The organism is Bacillus sp. CIS52, assembly GCF_053545315.1.
Genome location: NZ_JBIUFR010000004.1, coordinates 241,598 through 263,349 on the forward strand (window position 1 = coordinate 241,598; position 21,752 = coordinate 263,349).

A 21,752-nucleotide genomic window follows, 5' to 3' on the forward strand; every position below is an offset into this window, starting at 1 on the left:
TTCTCCTTGCTTTTTAAGATGGTCTATTTTAATAGCTGTAATGTCCGGATACTCTTCCTTTGCTTAACGGATATCCGAGCGCTTTGAACGCTTTCGGGCTGACATCCAATACGGCATTCGGCAGACGGCCTACATCATTTTTGTATACTGTGATAACCTTTTTCGGTTTTGATTTCGCATAAGCTCTGATTTTCGTTCCGTTTCTCGGAACGTCAAATCCTAATTTTGTCGCGCAATCCCAGTGTCCCAGTTTTTTACCGGACGATCCTTTTTTACCGACTCCATTATACCATGTAATATTTCCGTTCACTTTTTTAGCACTTGCATCAGAAGAGAAACTGATCGCTCCCAGCGTGCTTCCTGCTAAAATCAATAAGGCTAAGAATAACTTCTTCAAGCTTTCATCCTCCTGATTCTTTATTCTAGGCAAAATTATACACCAAGAAGACGTTTATAATATTTCAATCACTTTACATGTTCATTACAACGTGACGGAGACACGCACTCAATTGATGACACAAACTTCTGTTCTATATAATTCCATGGTAAATTATACTACAAAATTTAATACATTAGCGTTATAATATTCATAGAGTATTTCTGCATTCAATATGGACTTTTTATAAGGCCTATTGATAGTTGCGTCATATGATATAGTTTGAGAAATCAGGCTTCAGGAAGCATTTCTTCCTTTTAACCGTGGTTCATATTGATCATGTACCTATACTCGTTTCTATCAGACTAGGAGTGATAATCAATGAAAGCGGCAAGATGGCACAATCAAAAAGACATTCGAATCGAAAACATTGATGAACCTAAAGCAGAACCGGGAAAAGTCAAAATTAAAGTCAAATGGTGCGGGATTTGCGGAAGCGACCTTCATGAATATCTGGGAGGTCCGATCTTTATTCCGGTCGGCAAACCCCATCCGTTAACAAACGAAATGGCGCCCGTCACGATGGGGCACGAATTCTCAGGAGAAGTCGTGGAAGTAGGAGAAGGCGTCAAAAATTACAGCGTCGGCGACCGTGTCGTCGTAGAACCGATTTTTGCCACACACGGACATCAGGGAGCCTATAACCTTGATGAACAAATGGGATTCTTAGGCTTAGCCGGAGGCGGCGGCGGATTTTCTGAATATGTGTCCGTTGACGAAGAATTGCTGTTTAAGCTTCCTGAAGAGCTTTCTTACGAACAGGGCGCGCTTGTTGAGCCGTCAGCGGTAGCGCTTTACGCCGTCCGCCAAAGCAAATTAAAAGCGGGCGACAAGGCAGCCGTTTTTGGCTGCGGACCGATCGGGCTGCTTGTGATTGAAGCCCTGAAAGCTGCCGGCGCAACGGATATTTACGCGGTCGAACTTTCACCGGAACGCCAGGAAAAAGCGAAAGAACTCGGCGCTATCATCATTGATCCGTCAAAAACGGATGATGTCGTTGAAGAAATCGCTAAACGCACAAACGGCGGCGTTGACGTTTCTTATGAAGTGACAGGCGTTCCTGTCGTTCTCCGCCAGGCGATCCAGTCAACAAACATTGCCGGTGAAACGGTTATCGTCAGCATCTGGGAAAAAGGAGCGGAAATCCATCCGAACGACATCGTCATCAAAGAACGGACCGTAAAAGGAATTATCGGATACCGTGATATCTTCCCTTCCGTTCTTGCACTGATGAAAGAAGGCTACTTCTCAGCAGATAAGCTCGTCACGAAAAAAATCGTGCTCGACGATTTGATTGAAGAAGGCTTCGGCGCTTTAATCAAAGAGAAAAACCAAGTGAAAATCTTAGTCAAACCGAACTAAGCCGTTCGGCAAAATACCAGACACATCCGAAAAAGAGCCGCTCAGGCTCTTTTTTTCGTCTCTTCCTCTTCCCTTCCTTTTCCTTTTAAAAATGATCCGCTCTGCGCAAACTATTTTTTACCCTGTCCCGTCTATCCTTAGGCAGCAGCCTATGATACGTATTTTTTAAAAAGGAGCCCTTTGAAGCAATGAAGAACGAAACAGCCAAAGCGTCGCTTGTGACGTGCATAACTGAGCGCAAAGAAGACTTTTACCGGCTTGCGTACAGTTATGTAAAGAACAAGGATGACGCGTTAGATATTGTTCAGGAATCAATTCAAAAAGCGTTGACATCGGTCGAATCCGTCAAAAACCCCGATGTAATCAAAAGCTGGTTTTATAAAATTTTAGTGCGCACGGCCATTGATTTTCTCCGCAAACAGAAAAAACTAAAAGTGATGGACGATGAAACGATCGAGTTTTTAAGCCGCGGAAAGGAAGATCACTACAAAGACACAGACCTTCACGAAGCGCTTGACGACCTGCCGCATCCATATAAAACCATTATCATTCTGCGTTTCTTTGAAGACCTGAAATTAGAAGAAATCGCAGACATCACGGGGGAAAACATCAATACCGTTAAAACACGCCTTTACAGGGGGCTGAAGCTTATGCGCATTCAGCTGACGAAGGAGGATCTTTCTTAATGGAAAAGAGATTAGAGCAATTGAGGGAAGAGTACAAAAGTGTGCCCATTCCTAAGGAATTGGACAGCATTGTCGAAAAAGCCCTTCAGCCAAAACCGAAGAAAAAACGAATCGTGATGTGGCCGACATCTGCGGCAGTCGCTGCGGCCGTCTTATTTACCGCCGTTGTCAATATCAATCCGGATGCCGCACAGGCCATGTCCAAAATCCCCGTCATCGGCAAAGTCGTCCAAGCCATCACGTTCGTGGAGATGAAAGAAGAAAAGAACCAATCAAGCATTGATGTGAAAACACCCGCTCTATCCGGCCTTTCGAATCATAAACTTGAAGACAGCATCAACCGGCATTATATGAAAGAAAGCAAAGAGCTGTATCAGGAATTTATGAAGGCGACCTCAAAAAGCAAAAAAGGCCACCTCAGCATCTACAGCGATTATGAAACCGTGACTGATACAGCGGATCTGATCTCAGTCCGCCGTGATATCGAAAAAACACAAGCTTCCGCTTATACGCAAAGCCGATACATCACGATTGATAAAAAAAATGAGGCCGTGCTTACGTTAAAGAGTTTATTCAAAGATGACCGTTATATCAAAGTCATCAGCCAAAATATTAAAGAACAAATGAAAAAGCAGATGAAAGAAGATCCGAATAAAATCTACTGGGTCGAAGATGATGATATGGCGGAGCCTTTCAAATCCATCCGCGCTGACCAAAACTTTTATATTACAGATCAGCACAAACTTGTCATCTCATTTGATGAATATGAAGCGGCACCCGGATATATGGGCGTTACAGAGTTTACAATACCGACCTCTGTCATCTCCAAACTGCTTGTCGGAGACCGCTACATCCGGTAAAAGAAAAAAATCCATGATATCCGCAGATCATGGATTTTTTCTTTTTCCCGCAACAGCCATTGCGCAAGGGAATCCTTTCATATAACAGACGCCGGACAGGGGCAGAAAAGTTTAAGAGAATCAGAACATTTCATTCATTTTTTCTGAAACAAAATCCCCTTCCGAATGCGTCTATTTAACGGAACAAATGGAAGACTGTACAGAAATCTGCCATAGCCGTCCGCAAAACAGCGAGAATTTCCGCACACATTATTGGAGGAATACCATGTCAGACAAGTCACTGCACCACCGCTATATTCCCGGACTGGATGGACTTCGCGCCTTTGCCGTCCTCGCCGTGATCGCATATCACCTGAATTTTAATTGGGCAGACGGCGGTTTCATTGGTGTTGATATCTTTTTTGTTTTATCGGGATATTTAATTACATCCATTATATTGCCTGCCCAAGGCAATGACATCACCCTTGATTTGCGTGATTTTTGGGTGCGCCGGATCAGACGGCTTCTGCCGGCGGCTTATCTCATGATTATCACGACAGTCATTTGGGTCGTACTGTTTAACAGCGAGCTCCTGCATACCGTACGCGGAGATGCGGTCTCCTCACTTTTTTACATAAGCAATTGGTGGTTTATCTTTCATAAACTTTCTTATTTCGACAGCTTCGGCTCCCCTTCGCCATTAAAAAACCTGTGGTCGCTGGCGATTGAAGAACAGTTTTATATCATATGGCCCTTTTTGCTGCTTGCGGGAATGTACATATGTAAAACACGGGCCCGGCTTGCAGCTGCAGTCATGTTCCTCGCCTTATGCTCAGCAGTCGTAATGAGTATGATGTATGTGCCCGGCGGAGATCCGAGCCGCGTTTATTACGGGACGGACACCCGTTCATTTGAATTGCTGATCGGCTGCGCTTTAGCTTTAGTGTGGCCGATGAAACGATTATCTTCCAAACGGCTGCCGAGCAGCATGAAACATCTGCTGCACGGGGCAGAGCTTGCCGCCTTTGCCGCACTGGTGCTTTGCGTCTTTTACACGGATGAATATGAACCCTTCCTGTACAAAGGCGGCATGCTTTTGATCAGCATCACTGCAGCGGTTCTTGTCGCATGTATATGCCATCCGAGCAGCTTTATAGGATATGTCCTTTCATGGAAGCCGCTTCGCTGGATCGGAACGAGATCATACGGAATCTATCTTTGGCATTACCCGGTTATCGTGCTGAGCACCCCGGTGCAGGAAATCGGAAATCCGGTTTATTGGCATTGCGCCGTCAGAATCGGCGCCACTTTCATTTTGGCCGAGCTTTCTTATCATTTCATTGAGAAGCCGATCCGCTCTGCAGGCTTCCGGCCATTTTTACGCCGCGTGTTTCTGAACCGCTTTTTGGAATGGAAGACGTCCTCTGTCATCAGCAGAATGTCGCTCGGCCTCATTCTTGCCGCCATTCTCGTATTTGCGGGCGGGCTGTCAGGGATAGCCGAAGAGAAAAAACAGCCGCAATGGACGTACGCGCAAAACGAGCAGCAAGAAACAGCCGCCTCTTCGCACAAAACGGCCGATCACGATCAACCTGCTAAAGAAGAGGACAGCAAGAAAAAACACGGCGGCGAAAAAACGGATACCGCATCAGACAACAACAAGAAAAAACCAACAGGCAAATCAGATACGAAGAAGACGAAAGACAAAAAGGAACAGTCATCTCAAAAAACGGCTGACCCAAAACAAGCACAGCCTCAGCAAGACGTGCTGGCCATCGGTGACTCGGTGATGCTGGACATTGCGTCATACCTGCGGCAGTCCCTTCCTCATGTCACCATCGACGGAAAGGTAGGAAGACAAGTCTCTCAAGCACTCCGGCTCACTTCGGAATATGCGTCATTTAATCAGCCGAATAAAGCGGTCATCATCGAGTTAGGGACGAATGGCTATTTCACAAACAGCCAAATTGAATCACTGATCAGCTCCTTTTCAAAAGCCGATATCTATCTTGTCAACACGCGTGTACCGCGGCAGTGGGAAAGCAAAGTAAACGAATCATTGCGCCGGCAGGCCGAGTCACGCAAAAATGTGACCCTTGTCGATTGGCACGCAAAAGCATTGCAGCACCCTGAATACTTCACACCGGACGGCGTCCATCTCATACCCGAGGGATCAAAAGCGCTGACATCCCTCATCGTCCAAACAATGAAATCATGACAAAAAAAGAGGCCCGAAAAAGGCCTCTTTTTCGTATATCGTCAGGCAAGCTTCTGTCCGCAATTCGGGCAAAAATTCGCGCCTTCCGTTTTCGTTCCGCAGTTCGGACAGAATTTCGGCTTAGCCGCTCCTTCCGAGCCGTTCGCCTGCGCCGTCCCCTGATTTTGCTGACTTTGATTCTGCTGCGGCTGGTTTTGCTGATTTTGATTCATTTGGTTCATCATTTGATTGGCCATATTCATTCCCATCATCATGCCCGCCATGTCAGAGGCAGCACCGCTTCCGCTCATTTTGCCGGATGACATTCCGTCCGTCATGGAAATCTGCTGATAGCGGTTCACATCGCCCACCATGCCGTAAGAAGCGTTTTTCGTAATCATATCCTGAACTTCCTGCGGATAGTTAAAGCTCATAATATTGAAACCCGTAATCGACATCCCGTCTCCGATCAGCTGCATATCAAGATCTTCTTGAATCCCTTTTCCGATTTCAAATGAATTCGACTGCAGATTGAACATGTCTTTTCCTTCTTTTGTGATCCATTTCATCAAAAGCTGATCGAGAATAGACGTAATCCGGATTTTAATGTCATCCACTAAATAGCTGTCCTTGACACCCGCAATCTTATCAATCAATCCGATGTAGTCAATGACCTTGAAGTTAAATGTGCCGTTTGCGCGGATGGGCATACCGCCAGGCATTCCCGCCGCCGGAATGTTAATGGCGTTTTTCGTGCCCCACTTCACGGTGAACTCCTTCGTATTCACAAACAGCACTTCAGCCCGCATGCCGCTGTTAAAGCCAAACTTAAATCCTTTTAATGTCGATAGAAACGGAATGATTTCTGATTCGATATCATAATCGCCGTCATCACGGAAAATCCCTTCAATCTTCCCGTTGTATAAAAAGATGGCATCCTGTCCCGGCCGGATGATCAGACGGCTGCCTTTTTTAATTTCACGGTTGTTCCATTTATAGAAAACCATGTCGTCTCTGAATTCTTCCCATTCCACCACATTTGCTAACTGATTTCTGAAAAAGCCCATGTATGTTCAAATCCTTTACATTAAATTTAAAAGCTTCCCTTGCTTCCGCTGTAAGACGTGCCGCCCCTCGTGACTCCGCCGTCATTGTCATTATCTTTGTCAGGCTTTCTTTCCCTTGTAACGTCCGTTCGGATATATGTGTCGTGCTGGTCCAGCACTTCAGACGTATCGTGATCCATATACGTGCTTCCGGTGACGGTGACCCTGCCGCCGGAATTGTACACCATCACGGTGACGGCGATACCGGCTGCGGCTGCGGCGATAATCAGCTGAAACCACCATGTGAGCAGCAGATTGTCAGACTTGCTGTCCGGGCTTTTCCCCATATCTTTATAAGACATTTTAATGTAGGTCTGAAATGCCTTTTCATAATGACCTGCGGAAATGTCTGACGAAATCGTATTCCTGATCGTATTCAGCCGGCTGCTGTTCAAATACGTCTCCGCCTTTTTATACCCGGAGATAAATACTTCCCGATCCTTCATATCAATGGTCAATATCGCCGTGCTTCCGCTAAAATGACTGTCATAAAAATCACCGGCATACTGCTCGATGTCCTTACCGCCCGTTCCGTTTGCGGTAAGAATGATAAAATCGGTATGGCGCTTTGCCCCGAGCTTCCCCGCCAATTCCTCAAGTTTCTTCGTTTCATCCTTCGTTAATAAATGAGCATTGTCATAAACATATTGCTTCTGTTCCGCAGCAGACGCTGTTGTATGTAAAGAAAAAGACAGCATCAGAAAAAGGACGAAGCACAAGAGACACGCTTTTTTTATTGATCCTCTCATCAAAAACCGCCTCCTATCATAAGTGAGACGAGTCTTAATGCTAAAAACGCACCGGCAGTAATGCCGCCGAACCACGCAGCCACTTTTCCGGCACTGATCGGCGGTTTGCCGACAACCTTGCCCGTCTGCCCGTTCATCGCAAAAATGTGCTCAGTCCGCTCATAATCGTAGCTGACCATCCAGACCGGAAGCAGCACGTAAAAGCTGCTGATCTTATCCGTCTGAATCTGTTCATCCGTTATGTCAGCCGTCGTATAGCCGGAGAAGGTGGATCTGATATAAGAATCAATATAATGGCTGATTTTATCCTTCGCCCGCGGAAAGAGATCGTCATCGGTATAATTGTACTTTTCCGCTATATAGCCAGCTAAATAAGCCGTATTAAACTCCTTCAGCTCACTGTAAGCGTAAGGCTCCAATTTGTCCATTAATTCATCATTCATTTTTTCTGAAGCGTCGACCGGAATTTTGAGATAATCGAGATTGATATCACGGTACGCGTTGTAATATTCGGTCTCCGTCACCCGGTATTCTCCATCATCATAATGATGCACTCTCGTACAAACGGCATTGACCTGAACCTTGCTGTTTAAGTCAAACATCCAAAACGGCACGTACATACCGGTTATACTCTTCACCCGATCGGCAGTCATAAATCCCCTCGGTGTCAGCCGGCCGTTTCGGCACCACTTTTTAAAAGCGCTCATGGCCTCTTCTTTACTGATCGTAAAAGGAATCACCATGGAAGGCGCGAGATTTCCTGATAACCGGTCGGCGAGAACGGCGGCTCCTCCGCAAAATCCGCACGTCGTGGCAGTCGTTTCTGCCTCAGTCATCAGAACCGCGCCGCAGTTCTCACAGCGGTACTCGTTCGCCTCATTTTCGGAAAATCTCGTCGTAATATACTCCTTTGGCAGGCTTTCAATCTGATCCTGCCGCCCGCAGCTGTGACATGTCAGCATGCCGGATGAACTGTCAAAGACCATATCATCTCCGCAGTTCGGGCATTTATAAGAAATGATCATTCTGTTTCTCTCACTTTCTTTTTATATCGGACAAAGCTGCAGCCCGCTTTCTATTGATCTTTACTGAAAAGCATTTTCTGCTTGAGCGCCGCCAGTTCATCATCAACACTGCTTTGATTGCTGTCATATTTAGCCGTCAGCTCGTCAATATCGTCTTTCGGAGACGCGTTCAGCTCAGCCATCGCATTGGCATGATCAAGCGCCCGGTTGACCTTGTCTTCCATTCTGCCGAAAGCGGTCAGCGATTGGCCGGCATTTGACACAGAGGACCCCAGTTTATTCATTCTTTCCTGCGTTTTCGCCACAGACCACTTCGCTTTGATGGCATTTCGCCGCGACTCAAGCTCACCGATATCAGCAACAAGCTTGTCATGCATTTTGCGCATTTGAGACGCGTTGGAAGAAGCGAGCTGATAAGCCGTTTGAAGCTCAGTCAGTCTTGATTCAACAGCCGCTTTCCTTTCCAAAAATGTCCGCGCATCGGTTTCATTGCCTGCCTGTAAAGCTTTCATCGCGTAGCTTTCCATCTTTTCGGCATCGGCCTGACATTCCGTCAACGCTCTTTTCGCCCGCTGTTCCTCAGCCATGACAGAAGCCGTCTCCGCCTTCACTTTTCCTAAATCACTGTTCAGATTCCGCAAATATTGATCAACCATTTTCTCAGGGTTTTCAGCTTTATCCAGCAACGCATTGATATTGCTTGACATAATGTCTTTAAATCTTCCTAAAATACTCATTTTTCATTTTCCTCCTAAAGTTAAATAGTAACAAGTTCACAGTTATATATACTGATTTTTCCCGCAAAAAGTTTCATTTTCTCGTGAATTTATGTATTTTTATATGAAAATAGTCTCATTAAACCCATTTTTGCCGGCGGATATTCTTCATAACCAAATACAGTGAAAACAAAAAATAAATAAACAGCCCGATCATCAATCCGCTCACTAACGGATAATGCTTAGCAGAATACACAAAGAAATCCAGCTGTGATATCTGCTCGGGCCTTGTAATTGTATCCGTCCCATTCAGCAGCTTTGAAAATTTAGCCGTATAATTCCAATCAAACGAATCAGTAACAAGCTCACTCCCCTGATACCAATTCACAGCAGCGAGACAGAAAAAACAAAAAACAGAAAACGCGCATTGCACAATAAGAAAAATATGTTTCATGAACATTCCTCCGCAGTCCAATATTTAAAGACCGACACCCTGTACATGACGGCAGCAGCAGAAACTTGGTTTTACTCGGGATCTGATAAAAACGTTATTGTATGTACTTCACAATGGTTCAATTTACTGGATATCTCTATAGAGTATACCGTATATCGAAAAGGGTTTCAGTCCTAAATAAAAAAGGATGCTTCCCGGAAGTCCGTTGACTTTCAAGAAACATCCTCCATATTTAAAGTGATACTTCAACCTCTTTTAAGCTCGGCAAAGCATCGATCGCACCGATTTTGGTGCACACGAGCGCCCCTGCCTTATTGGCAAATGAGACAATATCACGCAGCTTCGCAAAATCAGCAGCTGCCGTCTGAATCTCATCCGTGCGTGCCAGCTGATACAGCGCCGCGCCGACAAACGCATCTCCCGCTCCCGTTGAATCTATTGATGTCACCTGAATACTCGGAATGATGTCAAGGTCCGTTCCATTTGAAAGAAGGGTCCCGCTTTTTCCGAGTGTCACCGTCACAATGCCTGCCCCGATCTCGTGAAGGATCGCAACACCTTCTTTATGATCCTTCGCACCGCTGATGATCTCAAGCTCCTCGTCACTGACTTTCACAAAATCACTTACGGCAATTGCTTTTTTTGCGGTGTTTATAAACTCTGAAACTCTTCCCTTCCATAAATCCTCACGGTAGTTAGGATCGAAGGAAACAAACTGTCCATTGTCTTTCGCAATCGACATCAGCCGTAAATAGGCTGAGCAAAACGGATCTGATAACAGTGCCGTCGCTGATCCGAAATGAAGGATTTTGGCATCGTTTACCTTTTCCTGATCAATATCATCCAGCGTAAACAAAGCGTCCGCTCCTCTGTTAAACACAAAGTCGCGCTCCCCATTTTGTTTTAATGAAACAAACGCCAGCGTTGTAGGCGCTTTCTCATCCATGACGAGCATAGAGGTGTCGACGTGTACGGCGTCTAATGTCTGCTTCAAAAAATACCCGAACGGATCCTTGCCTGTTTTTCCGCTGAAAGCCGCGTCTCCGCCCAGTTTGGCAATCGCTGCCGACACATTCGCCGGTGCCCCGCCGGCACTTTTTAAGAAATTGCGCCCTTCCGTCAAGTCGACATCCACATCGGTACAAAAGAAATCAATTAATAATTCTCCAATACAAATAACAGATTGGCTTCCCACATTATCACACTCATTTATCAATTCTCGATTATAGTTTCAGTATAGTGCTTTCTGTCATAAATACAACCGTTTACATTGAATATTTTAAATTTTACATATACTTATCTTACAGCTCTTTGCTCCAGATCAGACATCATCTGCTGATATTTTTTTTCAGTTAAAGGATAAAAAGAAATAAGAATAATGGACAGCAGAATGAACAATCCCGGAATGAGCGCATTCATATTTTTAATCGCATTCAATGACGATGCCGCCTGTTCGGTATTCGCAGCATACCCGGCGATTCCGAGATAAACGGCCGAAAATGACCCGGCTAACGCAACTCCGAGCTTATTGATAAAACTCATGCTCGATATCACCACGCCATCTGCCCGGACCCCGGTTTTCCATTCCGCATAATCGACACAATCGGCAACCATTCCCCAAGCAAGGGTATTCAAAGGCGTCGTGAAAAATCCAGAAACAAAAAGCCAAAAGAAAATAAGCGGAATCGAGGAATACGATGTAAACTGAAGGCCCACATAAGAAATCAGCGATAGCGCCGCCGTAATGATCATGACCTGCTTCCGGCCCCGCTTCTCAGCAAAGAAAGGAATAAACAGATTGCTGATCAGCGCCGCTCCGAAAAACAATACGGTTCCTAAAAACACAAATTCCTTATGGCTGACGTTATACGTAAAATAGTACACCATCGTGCTGAGCTTAATGTTAAACCCGATCGCAAACGCTAAAAATGAAGAGACCAAAATAAGCAAAGGCTTATTTCTGAACAAAACAGATAACGTTTTGTTCATTCCTTGTTTTTTTCTTTTTTCAGGCTGAATCCGCTCCCGCACTGTAAAGAAACTGAACAGATTCAACGCGATGCTCACCGCCGCATAAATAAGCGCCGTCATCTGGAAACCAAACGCCTGGTCTTTCCCGCCGATAGCGTCCGCAAGCGGTGCCGCACAGGAAATCGATAACAGAATTCCGATATAAACCAAAATCATCCGTGTCGTCGTCAGAACCGTCCGTTCCTCCACGGAATTCGTCATCCGCCCCGTTAAGCTGTTGACTGGGATCGTCTGCATGCTGAAGGACATCCCAAGCAGAATATAGGTGATGTACGCGTATACCATGTTTCCCGTCTCGCCGAAATGAGGGGTCGTGAAGCATAAGAACGTAAATAGCGCAAAAGGAAACGCCACCCACAGCAGATACGGCCTTGCCTTTCCCCATCTAGTATTCGTCTTGTCTAAAATCACGCCCATGATCGGGTCAAAAATAGCGTCGAGCACCCTTACGATCAGAAACAAAGCTGCAATAACCGCAGGCTTAATGCCGCCGACGTCTGTATAGTAGAATAATAAGTATGCGTTTACAAACTGAAAGATCACATTGTACGACATATCGCCGAACCCGTATCCGATCCGTTCCATCCAGGACAGGCCGCGATGTTTTGTCTTTATTGCCGCTGCTTTTTCTGTTTCAATCATCATATCCCACCCCAAGAATCCGTTTTCATTTTTTGATAAGCAAGAGGGAGAATGCAAAGATCCTCCCCGTTCACTCAGCGATTTGGATACACCATCACTTTTAAGCATTCATTTTTGTATTGAAAGGCGCGTTCCATCGCCTCTTGCGTCTTCTCAAGCGGATATTGGTCCGTTACAAGGTGCTTCGTGTCCACAATGCCGGAAGCGAGAAATTCAATTCCCTTCGGATACGTATTCGCATAACGGAAGATTCCGTATATATCAATCTCGTTATCTGCAATAAACGGCACATTGAGCGGAATCTCGTTCTGAGAAGGCAAACCGACAATCGCCAATTTTCCGCCCCGGCGCACGGAAGCCAGTGCGGATTGCAATGCCGCCGGATTCCCCGCTGTTTCCCAGGCAGCATCAACTCCTCTTCCATTTGTGATCGTTTTAATCTCTTCAAGGGCATCCTGTTCCCGGACATTGATGACATGCGTCGCTCCCATTTTCTTCGCGGCTTCTAACCGCAGCGGCTCCAAGTCGGTCACAATGATTGTGCCTGCCCCGTATGCTTTCGCTGCCGCAACAGCCATTAATCCAACAGGCCCCATTCCCATAATCGCAATTGTTGATCCGGGCTGAAGCTTCGTTCTCGCGGCTGCATGAATGCCGACAGAAAACGGTTCAATCAAAGCCGCATCTTCATAGGAAAGTGAATCCGGAATCGAGAAAACAAAGTCCTGACGCATTTTGATATATTGGACAAACGCGCCGTCTACCGGCGGCGTCGCCAAAAACTGTACATCCGGACAAAGGTTATAACGCCCCTCCTTGCACGCCTCACAGCGTCCGCATGTGACACCCGGTTCGACAGCGACCCGGTCTCCTATTTTAAATTGATCGACAGACGATCCGACGGCGGCAATTTCTCCCGCGCATTCATGACCGAGGATAAATGGTTTTTCCACTACATAATTGCCGATTCTGCCATTTGTATAGTAATGCAGATCAGATCCGCAAATTCCGACAGCCATCACCTTTATCAATACTTCATCATGATTGATCTCAGGCACGGGCAATGTTTCGATTTTGATTTCTCTCGTGTTATGCATAACCGCCGCTTTCATGTTTTGAGGCACTGTGTGAGTCATTTGGCAAAATCCTTTCTCTGCTCTGAAATGTAAGTGCATACATTTTTGTTTTCTCTGTTACTGCCTCCATTTTATCTGCTTTTCAAGACGTGCAAAAGCCTTTCCTGCTGTATAAAAAGACAGCGGCACTGTACTTTTTATTTTTTCATATACAAAAAACACTGAATTGATAAAATAGTACTAATAGGAGGTGCAGGCTAATGGCTGAACTTGAAAACCGGACACAATTTGCAGAACTGCTGGCGCCTGCCGTCAAATCACTGAAACTTCATTCTGATTACAAAATCAAAAGGACAAAGAACGTAAAAACAGGACAGTCTTATATAGACAAAATTGCACTCCGATTAGGCGTATCCTCTAACACGATCAAAAGCTGGATCGGACAGATGGGCGCAAACTACATTCCCGGACGAATTGACGACGGTAAGCTGTTCGGCATGATCTGGATTATTATAGAAAAGACCGACATGGATCCTGAATGGCTGACCGGCCTTTTGGAAAACACCACGATCCCCGTCATCAAACCCGCATTGTCCGTTTGGACGGCGTCTTGTCTAAAAAAAGCAAAAATACGCCGTAAAGACGGATCATTCGGAGCGCCGAGTGATGAAGATGTTGAAAAAGCAGTGAAGCGGCTGTTTCATGACAGACCAAGCCATGAAACGAATGCGCTTACAGAACAGTCCGTCACGCATAACTTACCGTCACGCCGGACCGGAAACTTTATCGGCCGCGGCTTTGATATAGAAGCGATCCGCCAATGGATGCTTTCTCCGTCACCGGTCTGTTTGATCACAGGCTGGGCCGGCATGGGAAAAACAACGATCGCTCTTGAAGCAGCCTGCCTTTGTGCCGGAGGTTCTTCAAATTGGCCGGCATTCAACAGCATCATCTGGATCAGCGCTGACTGGAAAGGATTAAGCTTCAGCGATTTTTTAAACACGATTGCCTACCAGCTCGGACGCACCGAACAAATCGACAAATCCATCAACGAAAAACGGTTCGTCGTCCGCAATGCATTAGCCGCTCATTCAAATGAAAAACCCGTGCTGCTGATCGTTGACGGCATTGATACAGCGGAACGTGACATTCACGAATTTATCATCGGCCTTCCGCAAGGCGTAAAAGTCCTCCTTACGGCACGGGAAAACGTAAAACAGACATACCGGGACGGCCTCGGAGAACTGGCGGCCATCCAGCTGAGCGGTCTTGAACAAACGGATGCCCTTGATTTTTTCCATCAAGAAGTGCACCGCTGTCTGCAAACATGCAATCTCCCGCATAAACGGGAAAAGCTGGAGCAGCTGTTGCAGCTATCGCCTGACCTTAAGAATGAATTTGTCTCGGCAGCCGCCGGCAACCCGAAGGCCATGGCACTCAGCATTGCATACATGTCAGACGACGACATCCCCGCTCCCCAGCTCATTCAAGAGCTTAAACAAGCGGGTTACTCATTATTGGAATTGTTTGAGGTTCTCTTTGGCCGCACATGGGACAGATGTCATGAAGACACACGGAAACTATGGCAGACGCTTTGCTTTTTCGCTAAGCCCCCTGACGAAAAAAGCTTGGCTCAAGCGGCCGGATTAGACGCCCGCCGTTTTCATTACGCGATTGAGCAAATGCGATCATATGCTTTAATACAGCCGGAACGAAGCGAAGGAAGAATTCAATACGCAGCCCATCAAACCGTTGTCGCTTACGGAGAACAGCACTTATCCGAAAATCATGATTTTGCAAAAGAAGCCCGAAGCCGCTGGGCGCATTATTATATGGATTAAGCGAAAACCCATATAAAACGGGAACAGCCGAATTCCATCTATTGGAGCTATCTGCTGGGACGGAATTTAGAGCTAATGAAAAAAGAATGGCCGAATATCCTAAAGGTCATCGAATGGTCGAGCAAAACCGGACAACATGAAATTCTAATCGAGCTCATCATCCGTATCAGCCATTTTCTAAGCAGAATCAGCCTGCCCCTGCGAATCGAATACGGATTAAAAGCCGCCGATGCCGCCCATCAATCAGGCGAACACACACGGGAAGCCTACTTCAGGATCGACACGGCAGGCTGGGCGCTGATGGAAGTCAACGATTCAGACGGAGCTCTCAGGCAAATAGAAGCCGGCCTGAAGATACTCGAACAATCAGGCGCACCGGATCACGATGACTTGAAAGTATGGGGAATCGCCCTGCAAGCAAGGCTGCTGTTAAAAACCGGAGAACCGGACAAAGCGGCAGCAATGCTGGACGGCATCAAAGATCAGCCCGTCTCGCCCATTATCCGGCACAGGGTTCTTCTGGTCCGCGGCGACCTGAGTTTCGCCCGCTCTCACTATGAAGAAGCCATCACATTATACGAAGCGGCAAACACAACCAGCGCCACATACGGCGGCGAAAAAACGATAGAAGCCTATTTTAACCTGGGCATGGCTTACGTCAAGTGTGATCAACTCGAAAAAGCGGAAAAAGCCTTTAAACAGATGCTCTATGACAAACACAACGCCAATCAAGTTGAACTGATCTACTATCATTACGGAATGGCACAACTGTTGTACCGAAAAGGAGAGAAAACGAAAGCAATAGAATCGAATCAGAAAGCCATTCGTCTGATTGATTCGTGGGAGCCTGGGATTGGGATTCGGGGTGAGGTGGGGCAAATGGATATTCTCATTTAAAAGACAACTACATTGCGGCTAGCGGTACGAGCTTTGAAAAACACTCATGACCTTGTTGTTTTTAAAGATAAAAAGGTATCTTAATCAATACAGTAAATTGATTAAGATACCTTGATTGAAAAATTAATATTTCACAGAAAACAAATTTCTAAAGTTAAACTTTTTAACAACAAGAGGTTAATACTTATACAGCCGTATTAATGCTGTACTGTAATATAATGTTTTAGTTCACCTGACCAATATCTTCCTCCCCAATCCTGTCCAACTTGCACATCATACTTACCTGCAGGAAGATTTTTCGTTGAAAAACTCACACGAAAATTACGTGAACCAATACTATGCGAAATATCTTTTCTGGCAAATACTTTACCTTTATTATTTAATATAATTACTGAAAAGCCATTATCTAAATCCCTAGCCAAAGTACCCGTAACCACAATGGAAGTAGCACTTTTCGTATATGTATTAGCATCTGTTTTAAATTTGATTGTACCTTTCGAATCCATAGCTAAGGCTTCTGACCCGCCTGAGAAAATGGCAACACCCAAAAGCACTGCTGTAAACAGGGTCATTACTAACTTTTTCATCTTTAGAATTCCTCTTTTCTTTTTAATATTTTAAATCCACAATTATAATAACATATTTTCCTAAAAAAAACAGAGGCTTTTCCATATCTTTCTTCTAAGAAGTGAATAAGTATGATAGAAATTTATTAATAATAATGCAAATTTAAGGTTCTTGTGAAATGAAGCTTAAAATTTGAAGTATCAGATCTATAAAACCTTTGCCAAGGTGCCCTTCCAAGCGCCCAATGAATATGGGGTAGAAAACACAATGTGAATAACAGCATGATAAGTGACACTATCCCTAAATATTTCCTCCTGTTTTCCCCTTTCTCTTTCCTTCCATACTATTAAACAAGACTATTCTAATACCCTTGAACTGCATTTAAAATTGGCTTAGTGTTATTATTTAATAAAGATCTGTGCAATGAAAACTCTTTCTGTCCGATATACCCTTAAGTATTCCTAATCAACATTATGCTGGTGAGTTCAAATATTTCTTAATTCAAACTCTAGTTCTTCTGCTCTTTTTCAAGATCCAAACAAGTAATGCAATAAAAATGATGTTAATTATAAACGCAGAAATAACATAAGTTTCATCTGAAACGCCAATATACTTCCCTTTCGATTCTAAGAGATTCCTTACTTGCTTACTCCATAAAGAACCATTCAGCGAACTATCGTCTGCTCCAAATGTAATTTGTGCTGTTTCCTTATTGCTGTTTGTAATATTAACACCATAAAATACTGTATACCTATTGTTATAAAAGATAGGCATATAAGAATAGTCAGAAACTAAAGGCTTTACCTTTTTGGCAGGTAATGCTACGTACAAAATCGCAGAATAATTACCTACCCCTGTTTCAAATTGCTCTGCTTTAATAAACTTCGTGTTTGAAGGTAGATCAATATTATAAAAATGCGCAAAAATTTGAATATCTTCTTCCGAAAAATCTGTTAATTGGTAGTAATGCGGATCAATAATACATTTATGAAAATACCATCCATTAAACAATAAAAAACAGGCACTTATTAAAATTACTAATACTCCCTTATATATAATCTTTAACTGTATCACAATGATATGCGCCCCCATAGCATGCATTATAACGCTTTTGCCTTGAAAATAAATGATAAAAATAAAAAAGGGGCCTCTCACAAGTTCATTAAACTTGTGAGGAGGCCTTAATATAGTGTTACACCTGACAAACCCTCATAAACCAAGGGGAACATTTGTATATATACTTTAAAAAAAGTACATACTAAAATTATAACATTTATGTATTGGAGGAAATGATAATAATGGGATATTATGTTGATTTTAAAACCGGTACAGTAAAAGATTCTGGTACTGATGCTACTGTAACTCTTGTCATACAGGACGAACAAAATAAACCACATCGTTTTGAAATTTCTGATACCAATGGTAACTGTTTTGAATCAGGGAGTTATACTAGTTTTTCACTTCACCCTGCCAATGATTTAGGTAACATTAATACAATTAACGTTTCACATGATAATACTGGAACGAATCCCGGCTGGTATCTAGAATTTGTTATCATTCGAAAAGATGGTGAATATTGGTCATTCCCTTATTCAGGTTGGATTTCTCAAAATACATCTCTTTCCATTTCACTCGAAAAATTCCCATTACCTTTATCCTCTAATACTATAATTAAAGAAATACCAAAACCAAAAGAGGAAGGACTTTCATAATAATGGGACTATATTATGTTGATTTTAGAACTAGTACAGTAAAAGATTCTGGTACTGATGCTCCCATAACTCTTATCATACATGATGAACAACATAAACCACATTGGTTTAAACTTTTTGATCCCAAAGGTAACTATTTTGAATCAGGAAGTTTTACAAGTTTTGAAATTGAAACTATTAATGATTTAGGTTCAATTCCTTTGATTAAAATTTGGCATGATCAAACAGGAACCAATCCTTATTGGAATTTAGAATTTGTTAGCATTCGAACAGATTCTAGTTTTTGGTTATTTCCGCATTATGATTGGCTTGAAAAATCAACTACAATAACACCAATATCATGTGGAATTAAGACATCTGGTGATATTAAAGAATTTCCAATTACCTAAAATTAATAATAATTTAATAAGTACACTTATTTTAAATATCCTATTTATATTTCTAGATCTTGTACCTGACGCTTGGATTGTTTTCCTAATCCCACCGACATATTGGAAGAACGACATCTACCTTATCTGCTCAACATTCTTATCGATCCCAATTCAAGACATTTTCATCCAAGGGTCCAGGTATCAAAACGCGAAAAATTCACTCTAAGATTTTGTTTAGAAGATCTTGAGTTTCTGAACACCTTGTCGCTAAAGGATATAAACGTTTCCCTCCTATTTAGATGTCCAATAACTCATCTACTTCTAAATATAACCGCCAAAATTTAAACGATGAGAGCTTTTTTTAATCTTAAATATCTTCAGACCATAACTTCATGTGGATGACCCCAACGCGTTTCAGTTGAATTTGTCTACATATTCCTGAGTTTTTCATAACAGAATCAGTTCCCCTATTGTCACACATTTGAAACACCATTTCAAAATTTAAGGTAAAAATATGGTGTCCTTAGATCTTTTCAACTTGGGCAAATTGCAGAAATTGCTCAAAAAAGCCACTGAGTTTGCAGACTCATTGGGGCTTTTTGGATAAATAAATATATAAGTTTAAATGTCATTTTGTCATGAAAACCTATAAAACGTGATCATAATTAACTTTTTAATATATGACAAAACTTTGACATGATCGTCATATCGATTCATCTAAAAATATACATTTATTTAACGAATAATCATTTAATGTGAAAAAGTTATATTTTATTCCAATCACTTTTTCGCAATGAAATCCCTCTTCTGTATGCATATACCAAAAGTTGTCCTTGTTTCTCTTAAGCCTGGGATTTGTCGTAGAATATGATTGGTTTCAGGAGAATTTTTTAGACATATTGCTTTTGTTTAATAGATATTCGCGCCAGATTTCTAATGAGCATACTTTCTCTCTTAAAGATGAAACAGCGAGTGTTAATATCAGGATTCAGGTTTTATCTTTGCAGACAACATTGGTTATCCGATAGTGATGAAACTAGTAGCGATCCGACTCCAAAGGTTACTTAGAAAGCTTGAGATTAATAAGCATATTACTCCTCATAGCTTCCGACACATGCACACCTCTCTTCTTTTAGAAGCCGGAGCCGGCTTGAGAGAGACTCAAGAACGACTTGGGTCATTCAGACATTAATACAACCATGAATATCTATGCTCACATGACCAAAAATATAGAAGAAAAGACCTCTCATAAGTTCAGTGAACTTACAAAAGGCCTTCTCTAATGAGTGATATTCAGTTATAAAAATAACCGAAGTTAACAAAAAGTTAGCAAATCATGTTTCAAAACCTCATAAACCCTCTACGATCAAGGGTTATAGGCGATGATTACATCATGCCGCCCATACCGCCCATGCCGCCCATGCCGCCCATGTCAGGCATTCCTGCACCGCCGGCATTTTCTTCCGGTTTGTCAGCGACAACGGCTTCAGTTGTCAGGAGCATTGCTGCTACAGACGCAGCGTTTTGCAGAGCAGAACGCGTCACTTTTGTCGGGTCAACGATTCCTTTTTCGATCATGTTTACCCATTCGCCGGTTGCAGCGTTGAAGCCTACGCCGATTTTTTCGTTTTTCAGGCGCTCAACGATGACAGATCCTTCAAGACCAGCGTTGTGCGCGATTTGACGGATCGGCTCTTCAAGCGCGCGAAGCACGATGTTGATACCTGTTTGCGCATCGCCTTCAGCTTCAACTGCAGCGACTTTGTTGTATACGTTGACAAGCGCTGTACCACCGCCGGATACGATACCTTCTTCAACAGCTGCGCGAGTTGAGTTGAGGGCGTCTTCGATGCGAAGTTTGCGCTCTTTCAGCTCAGTTTCAGTCGCAGCGCCGACTTTGATGACAGCTACGCCGCCGGCAAGTTTCGCAAGACGCTCTTGTAATTTTTCTCTGTCGAATTCAGAAGTTGTTTCTTCCACTTGAGCGCGGATTTGGTTGACGCGTGCAGCGATTTTTTCAGTGTCGCCGGCGCCTTCTACGATTGTTGTGTTTTCTTTCGTTACCACAACTTTAGAAGCGCGTCCCAATTGTCCGATTTCAGTAGATTTCAGGTCAAGACCTAAATCTTCTGTGATCACTTCTCCGCCTGTAAGAACGGAAATGTCTTCGAGCATTGCTTTACGGCGGTCACCGAAGCCAGGAGCTTTAACGGCAACAGCGTTGAATGTGCCGCGAAGTTTGTTGACAACGAGTGTAGCAAGAGCTTCACCTTCAACATCTTCAGCGATCAGAAGCAATGGTTTGCCTTGCTGTACAACTTGCTCAAGCACAGGAAGGATTTCTTGGATGTTTGTGATTTTTTTGTCTGTGATTAAGATGTAAGGATTGTCAAGAACAGCTTCCATCTTATCAGAGTCAGTCACCATGTAAGGAGACGCATATCCGCGGTCGAATTGCATACCTTCCACAACTTCAAGCTCAGTTGTGAAGCCTTTAGACTCTTCGATTGTGATGACGCCGTCGTTTCCTACGCGCTCCATTGCTTCAGCGATAAGGCTTCCGACTTCCTCATCAGCAGCAGAGATCGCAGCAACCTGAGCGATAGACTCTTTGCCTTCGATCGGCTTAGAAATTTCTTTTAAGTTTTCGATTGCAACAGTTACGGCTTGTTCCATACCTTTACGCACGCCGACAGGGTTTGCTCCTGCAGTTACGTTTTTCAGGCCTTCACGGATCATAGCCTGCGCAAGAACAGTTGCAGTCGTTGTACCGTCACCGGCAACGTCGTTTGTTTTGCTGGCTACTTCAGCTACAAGCTTCGCACCCATGTTTTCAAACGCGTCTTCAAGTTCAATTTCTTTTGCGATTGTTACACCGTCATTTGTAATTAACGGAGAACCGAATTTTTTCTCCAGAACCACGTTGCGTCCTTTTGGCCCTAAAGTTACTTTTACAGCGTCAGCAAGCGCATCGACACCGCGAAGCATAGCGCGGCGTGCTTCTTCACTAAACTTAATATCTTTTGCCATGTTAACGAAACCTCC

At 43.8% G+C, this 21,752-nt stretch carries 19 protein-coding genes and 1 pseudogene; 8 read left to right on the plus strand and 12 right to left on the minus strand.

The window, feature by feature from the left end:
• Nucleotides 1-28: 28 nt before the first annotated feature.
• A complete protein-coding gene (locus ACH32G_RS15660; RefSeq protein WP_016937044.1) occupies nucleotides 29-397 on the minus strand; it encodes an RlpA-like double-psi beta-barrel domain-containing protein in 369 nt (122 codons plus the stop codon).
• A 360-nt stretch (nucleotides 398-757) separates the two neighbouring features.
• Between ACH32G_RS15660 and ACH32G_RS15665 the strand changes: the two genes are divergently transcribed.
• The 4 genes from ACH32G_RS15665 to ACH32G_RS15680 all read left to right on the plus strand — a co-directional run bounded on the left by ACH32G_RS15665 (nucleotide 758) and on the right by ACH32G_RS15680 (nucleotide 5,541).
• Complete coding sequence (locus ACH32G_RS15665) at nucleotides 758-1,798, plus strand: 2,3-butanediol dehydrogenase (protein WP_007408876.1); 1,041 nt, start codon at nucleotides 758-760, stop codon at nucleotides 1,796-1,798.
• Between the two features lie 188 nt (nucleotides 1,799-1,986).
• Nucleotides 1,987-2,484 carry an RNA polymerase sigma factor gene (locus ACH32G_RS15670; RefSeq protein ID WP_045926857.1) on the plus strand — a complete coding sequence of 166 codons (498 nt, stop codon included), beginning with the start codon at nucleotides 1,987-1,989 and terminating at the stop codon, nucleotides 2,482-2,484.
• Nucleotides 2,484-3,344, plus strand: a complete 861-nt coding sequence (gene rsiV / locus ACH32G_RS15675; protein ID WP_016937047.1) for an anti-sigma-V factor RsiV — start codon at nucleotides 2,484-2,486, stop codon at nucleotides 3,342-3,344. The genes ACH32G_RS15670 and rsiV overlap by 1 nt, the downstream gene beginning before the upstream one ends.
• Nucleotides 3,345-3,609: 265 nt before the next feature.
• A complete protein-coding gene (locus ACH32G_RS15680; RefSeq protein ID WP_049628005.1) occupies nucleotides 3,610-5,541 on the plus strand; it encodes an acyltransferase family protein in 1,932 nt (643 codons plus the stop codon).
• Between the two features lie 41 nt (nucleotides 5,542-5,582).
• Here ACH32G_RS15680 and ACH32G_RS15685 read toward each other — a convergent pair whose 3' ends face one another.
• The 8 genes from ACH32G_RS15685 to gutB form a co-directional block, all read right to left on the minus strand.
• Nucleotides 5,583-6,587, minus strand: coding sequence for an SPFH domain-containing protein (locus ACH32G_RS15685; RefSeq protein WP_016937049.1), 1,005 nt, complete (start codon nucleotides 6,585-6,587; stop codon nucleotides 5,583-5,585).
• A 26-nt stretch (nucleotides 6,588-6,613) separates the two neighbouring features.
• The gene (locus tag ACH32G_RS15690; protein WP_448814555.1) at nucleotides 6,614-7,375 is read right to left on the minus strand and encodes a TPM domain-containing protein; all 762 of its coding nucleotides are present in this window, start codon (nucleotides 7,373-7,375) and stop codon (nucleotides 6,614-6,616) included.
• Complete coding sequence (locus ACH32G_RS15695; protein WP_025649882.1) at nucleotides 7,375-8,400, minus strand: TFIIB-type zinc ribbon-containing protein; 1,026 nt, start codon at nucleotides 8,398-8,400, stop codon at nucleotides 7,375-7,377. Before ACH32G_RS15695 ends, ACH32G_RS15690 begins: the two co-directional genes overlap by 1 nt.
• Nucleotides 8,401-8,450: 50 nt before the next feature.
• Nucleotides 8,451-9,137 carry a PspA/IM30 family protein gene (locus ACH32G_RS15700; protein ID WP_016937052.1) on the minus strand — a complete coding sequence of 229 codons (687 nt, stop codon included), beginning with the start codon at nucleotides 9,135-9,137 and terminating at the stop codon, nucleotides 8,451-8,453.
• A 118-nt stretch (nucleotides 9,138-9,255) separates the two neighbouring features.
• Nucleotides 9,256-9,570 (minus strand): DUF4306 domain-containing protein, encoded by a 315-nt coding sequence (locus tag ACH32G_RS15705; RefSeq protein ID WP_025649880.1) that lies wholly within the window; start codon nucleotides 9,568-9,570, stop codon nucleotides 9,256-9,258.
• A 232-nt stretch (nucleotides 9,571-9,802) separates the two neighbouring features.
• Entirely contained in the window at nucleotides 9,803-10,765 is a 963-nt protein-coding gene (locus tag ACH32G_RS15710; RefSeq protein ID WP_448814556.1) for a carbohydrate kinase family protein, read from the minus strand.
• A gap of 101 nt (nucleotides 10,766-10,866) precedes the next feature.
• Nucleotides 10,867-12,243, minus strand: coding sequence for an MFS transporter (locus ACH32G_RS15715; RefSeq protein ID WP_448814557.1), 1,377 nt, complete (start codon nucleotides 12,241-12,243; stop codon nucleotides 10,867-10,869).
• Between the two features lie 74 nt (nucleotides 12,244-12,317).
• The gene (gutB, locus tag ACH32G_RS15720) at nucleotides 12,318-13,379 is read right to left on the minus strand and encodes a sorbitol dehydrogenase (protein WP_045926864.1); all 1,062 of its coding nucleotides are present in this window, start codon (nucleotides 13,377-13,379) and stop codon (nucleotides 12,318-12,320) included.
• Nucleotides 13,380-13,579: 200 nt separating this feature from the next.
• On the opposite strand from gutB, the pseudogene ACH32G_RS15725 reads away from it, so the two are divergent.
• Nucleotides 13,580-16,057: pseudogene (locus ACH32G_RS15725) on the plus strand (NB-ARC domain-containing protein).
• A 197-nt stretch (nucleotides 16,058-16,254) separates the two neighbouring features.
• On the opposite strand, the gene ACH32G_RS15730 reads toward ACH32G_RS15725, so the two are convergent.
• Nucleotides 16,255-16,644: a hypothetical protein gene (locus ACH32G_RS15730; RefSeq protein ID WP_136396171.1), complete on the minus strand. Its 390-nt coding sequence runs from the start codon at nucleotides 16,642-16,644 to the stop codon at nucleotides 16,255-16,257.
• Nucleotides 16,645-17,125: 481 nt separating this feature from the next.
• The gene (locus ACH32G_RS15735; protein ID WP_448814558.1) at nucleotides 17,126-17,725 is read right to left on the minus strand and encodes a hypothetical protein; all 600 of its coding nucleotides are present in this window, start codon (nucleotides 17,723-17,725) and stop codon (nucleotides 17,126-17,128) included.
• 197 nt (nucleotides 17,726-17,922) lie between these two features.
• On the opposite strand from ACH32G_RS15735, the gene ACH32G_RS15740 reads away from it, so the two are divergent.
• From ACH32G_RS15740 to ACH32G_RS15750, 3 genes are all read left to right on the plus strand, one after another.
• Nucleotides 17,923-18,336, plus strand: coding sequence for a PLAT/LH2 domain-containing protein (locus tag ACH32G_RS15740; RefSeq protein WP_016937060.1), 414 nt, complete (start codon nucleotides 17,923-17,925; stop codon nucleotides 18,334-18,336).
• 2 nt (nucleotides 18,337-18,338) lie between these two features.
• Entirely contained in the window at nucleotides 18,339-18,725 is a 387-nt protein-coding gene (locus ACH32G_RS15745; protein WP_016937061.1) for a PLAT/LH2 domain-containing protein, read from the plus strand.
• Nucleotides 18,726-19,737: 1,012 nt separating this feature from the next.
• Nucleotides 19,738-19,899, plus strand: coding sequence for a tyrosine-type recombinase/integrase (locus ACH32G_RS15750; protein ID WP_223152434.1), 162 nt, complete (start codon nucleotides 19,738-19,740; stop codon nucleotides 19,897-19,899).
• Nucleotides 19,900-20,093: 194 nt separating this feature from the next.
• Here the strand turns inward: ACH32G_RS15750 and groL are convergent, their stop codons facing one another.
• A complete protein-coding gene (gene groL / locus ACH32G_RS15755) occupies nucleotides 20,094-21,737 on the minus strand; it encodes a chaperonin GroEL (protein ID WP_138091779.1) in 1,644 nt (547 codons plus the stop codon).
• Nucleotides 21,738-21,752: the final 15 nt, after the last annotated feature.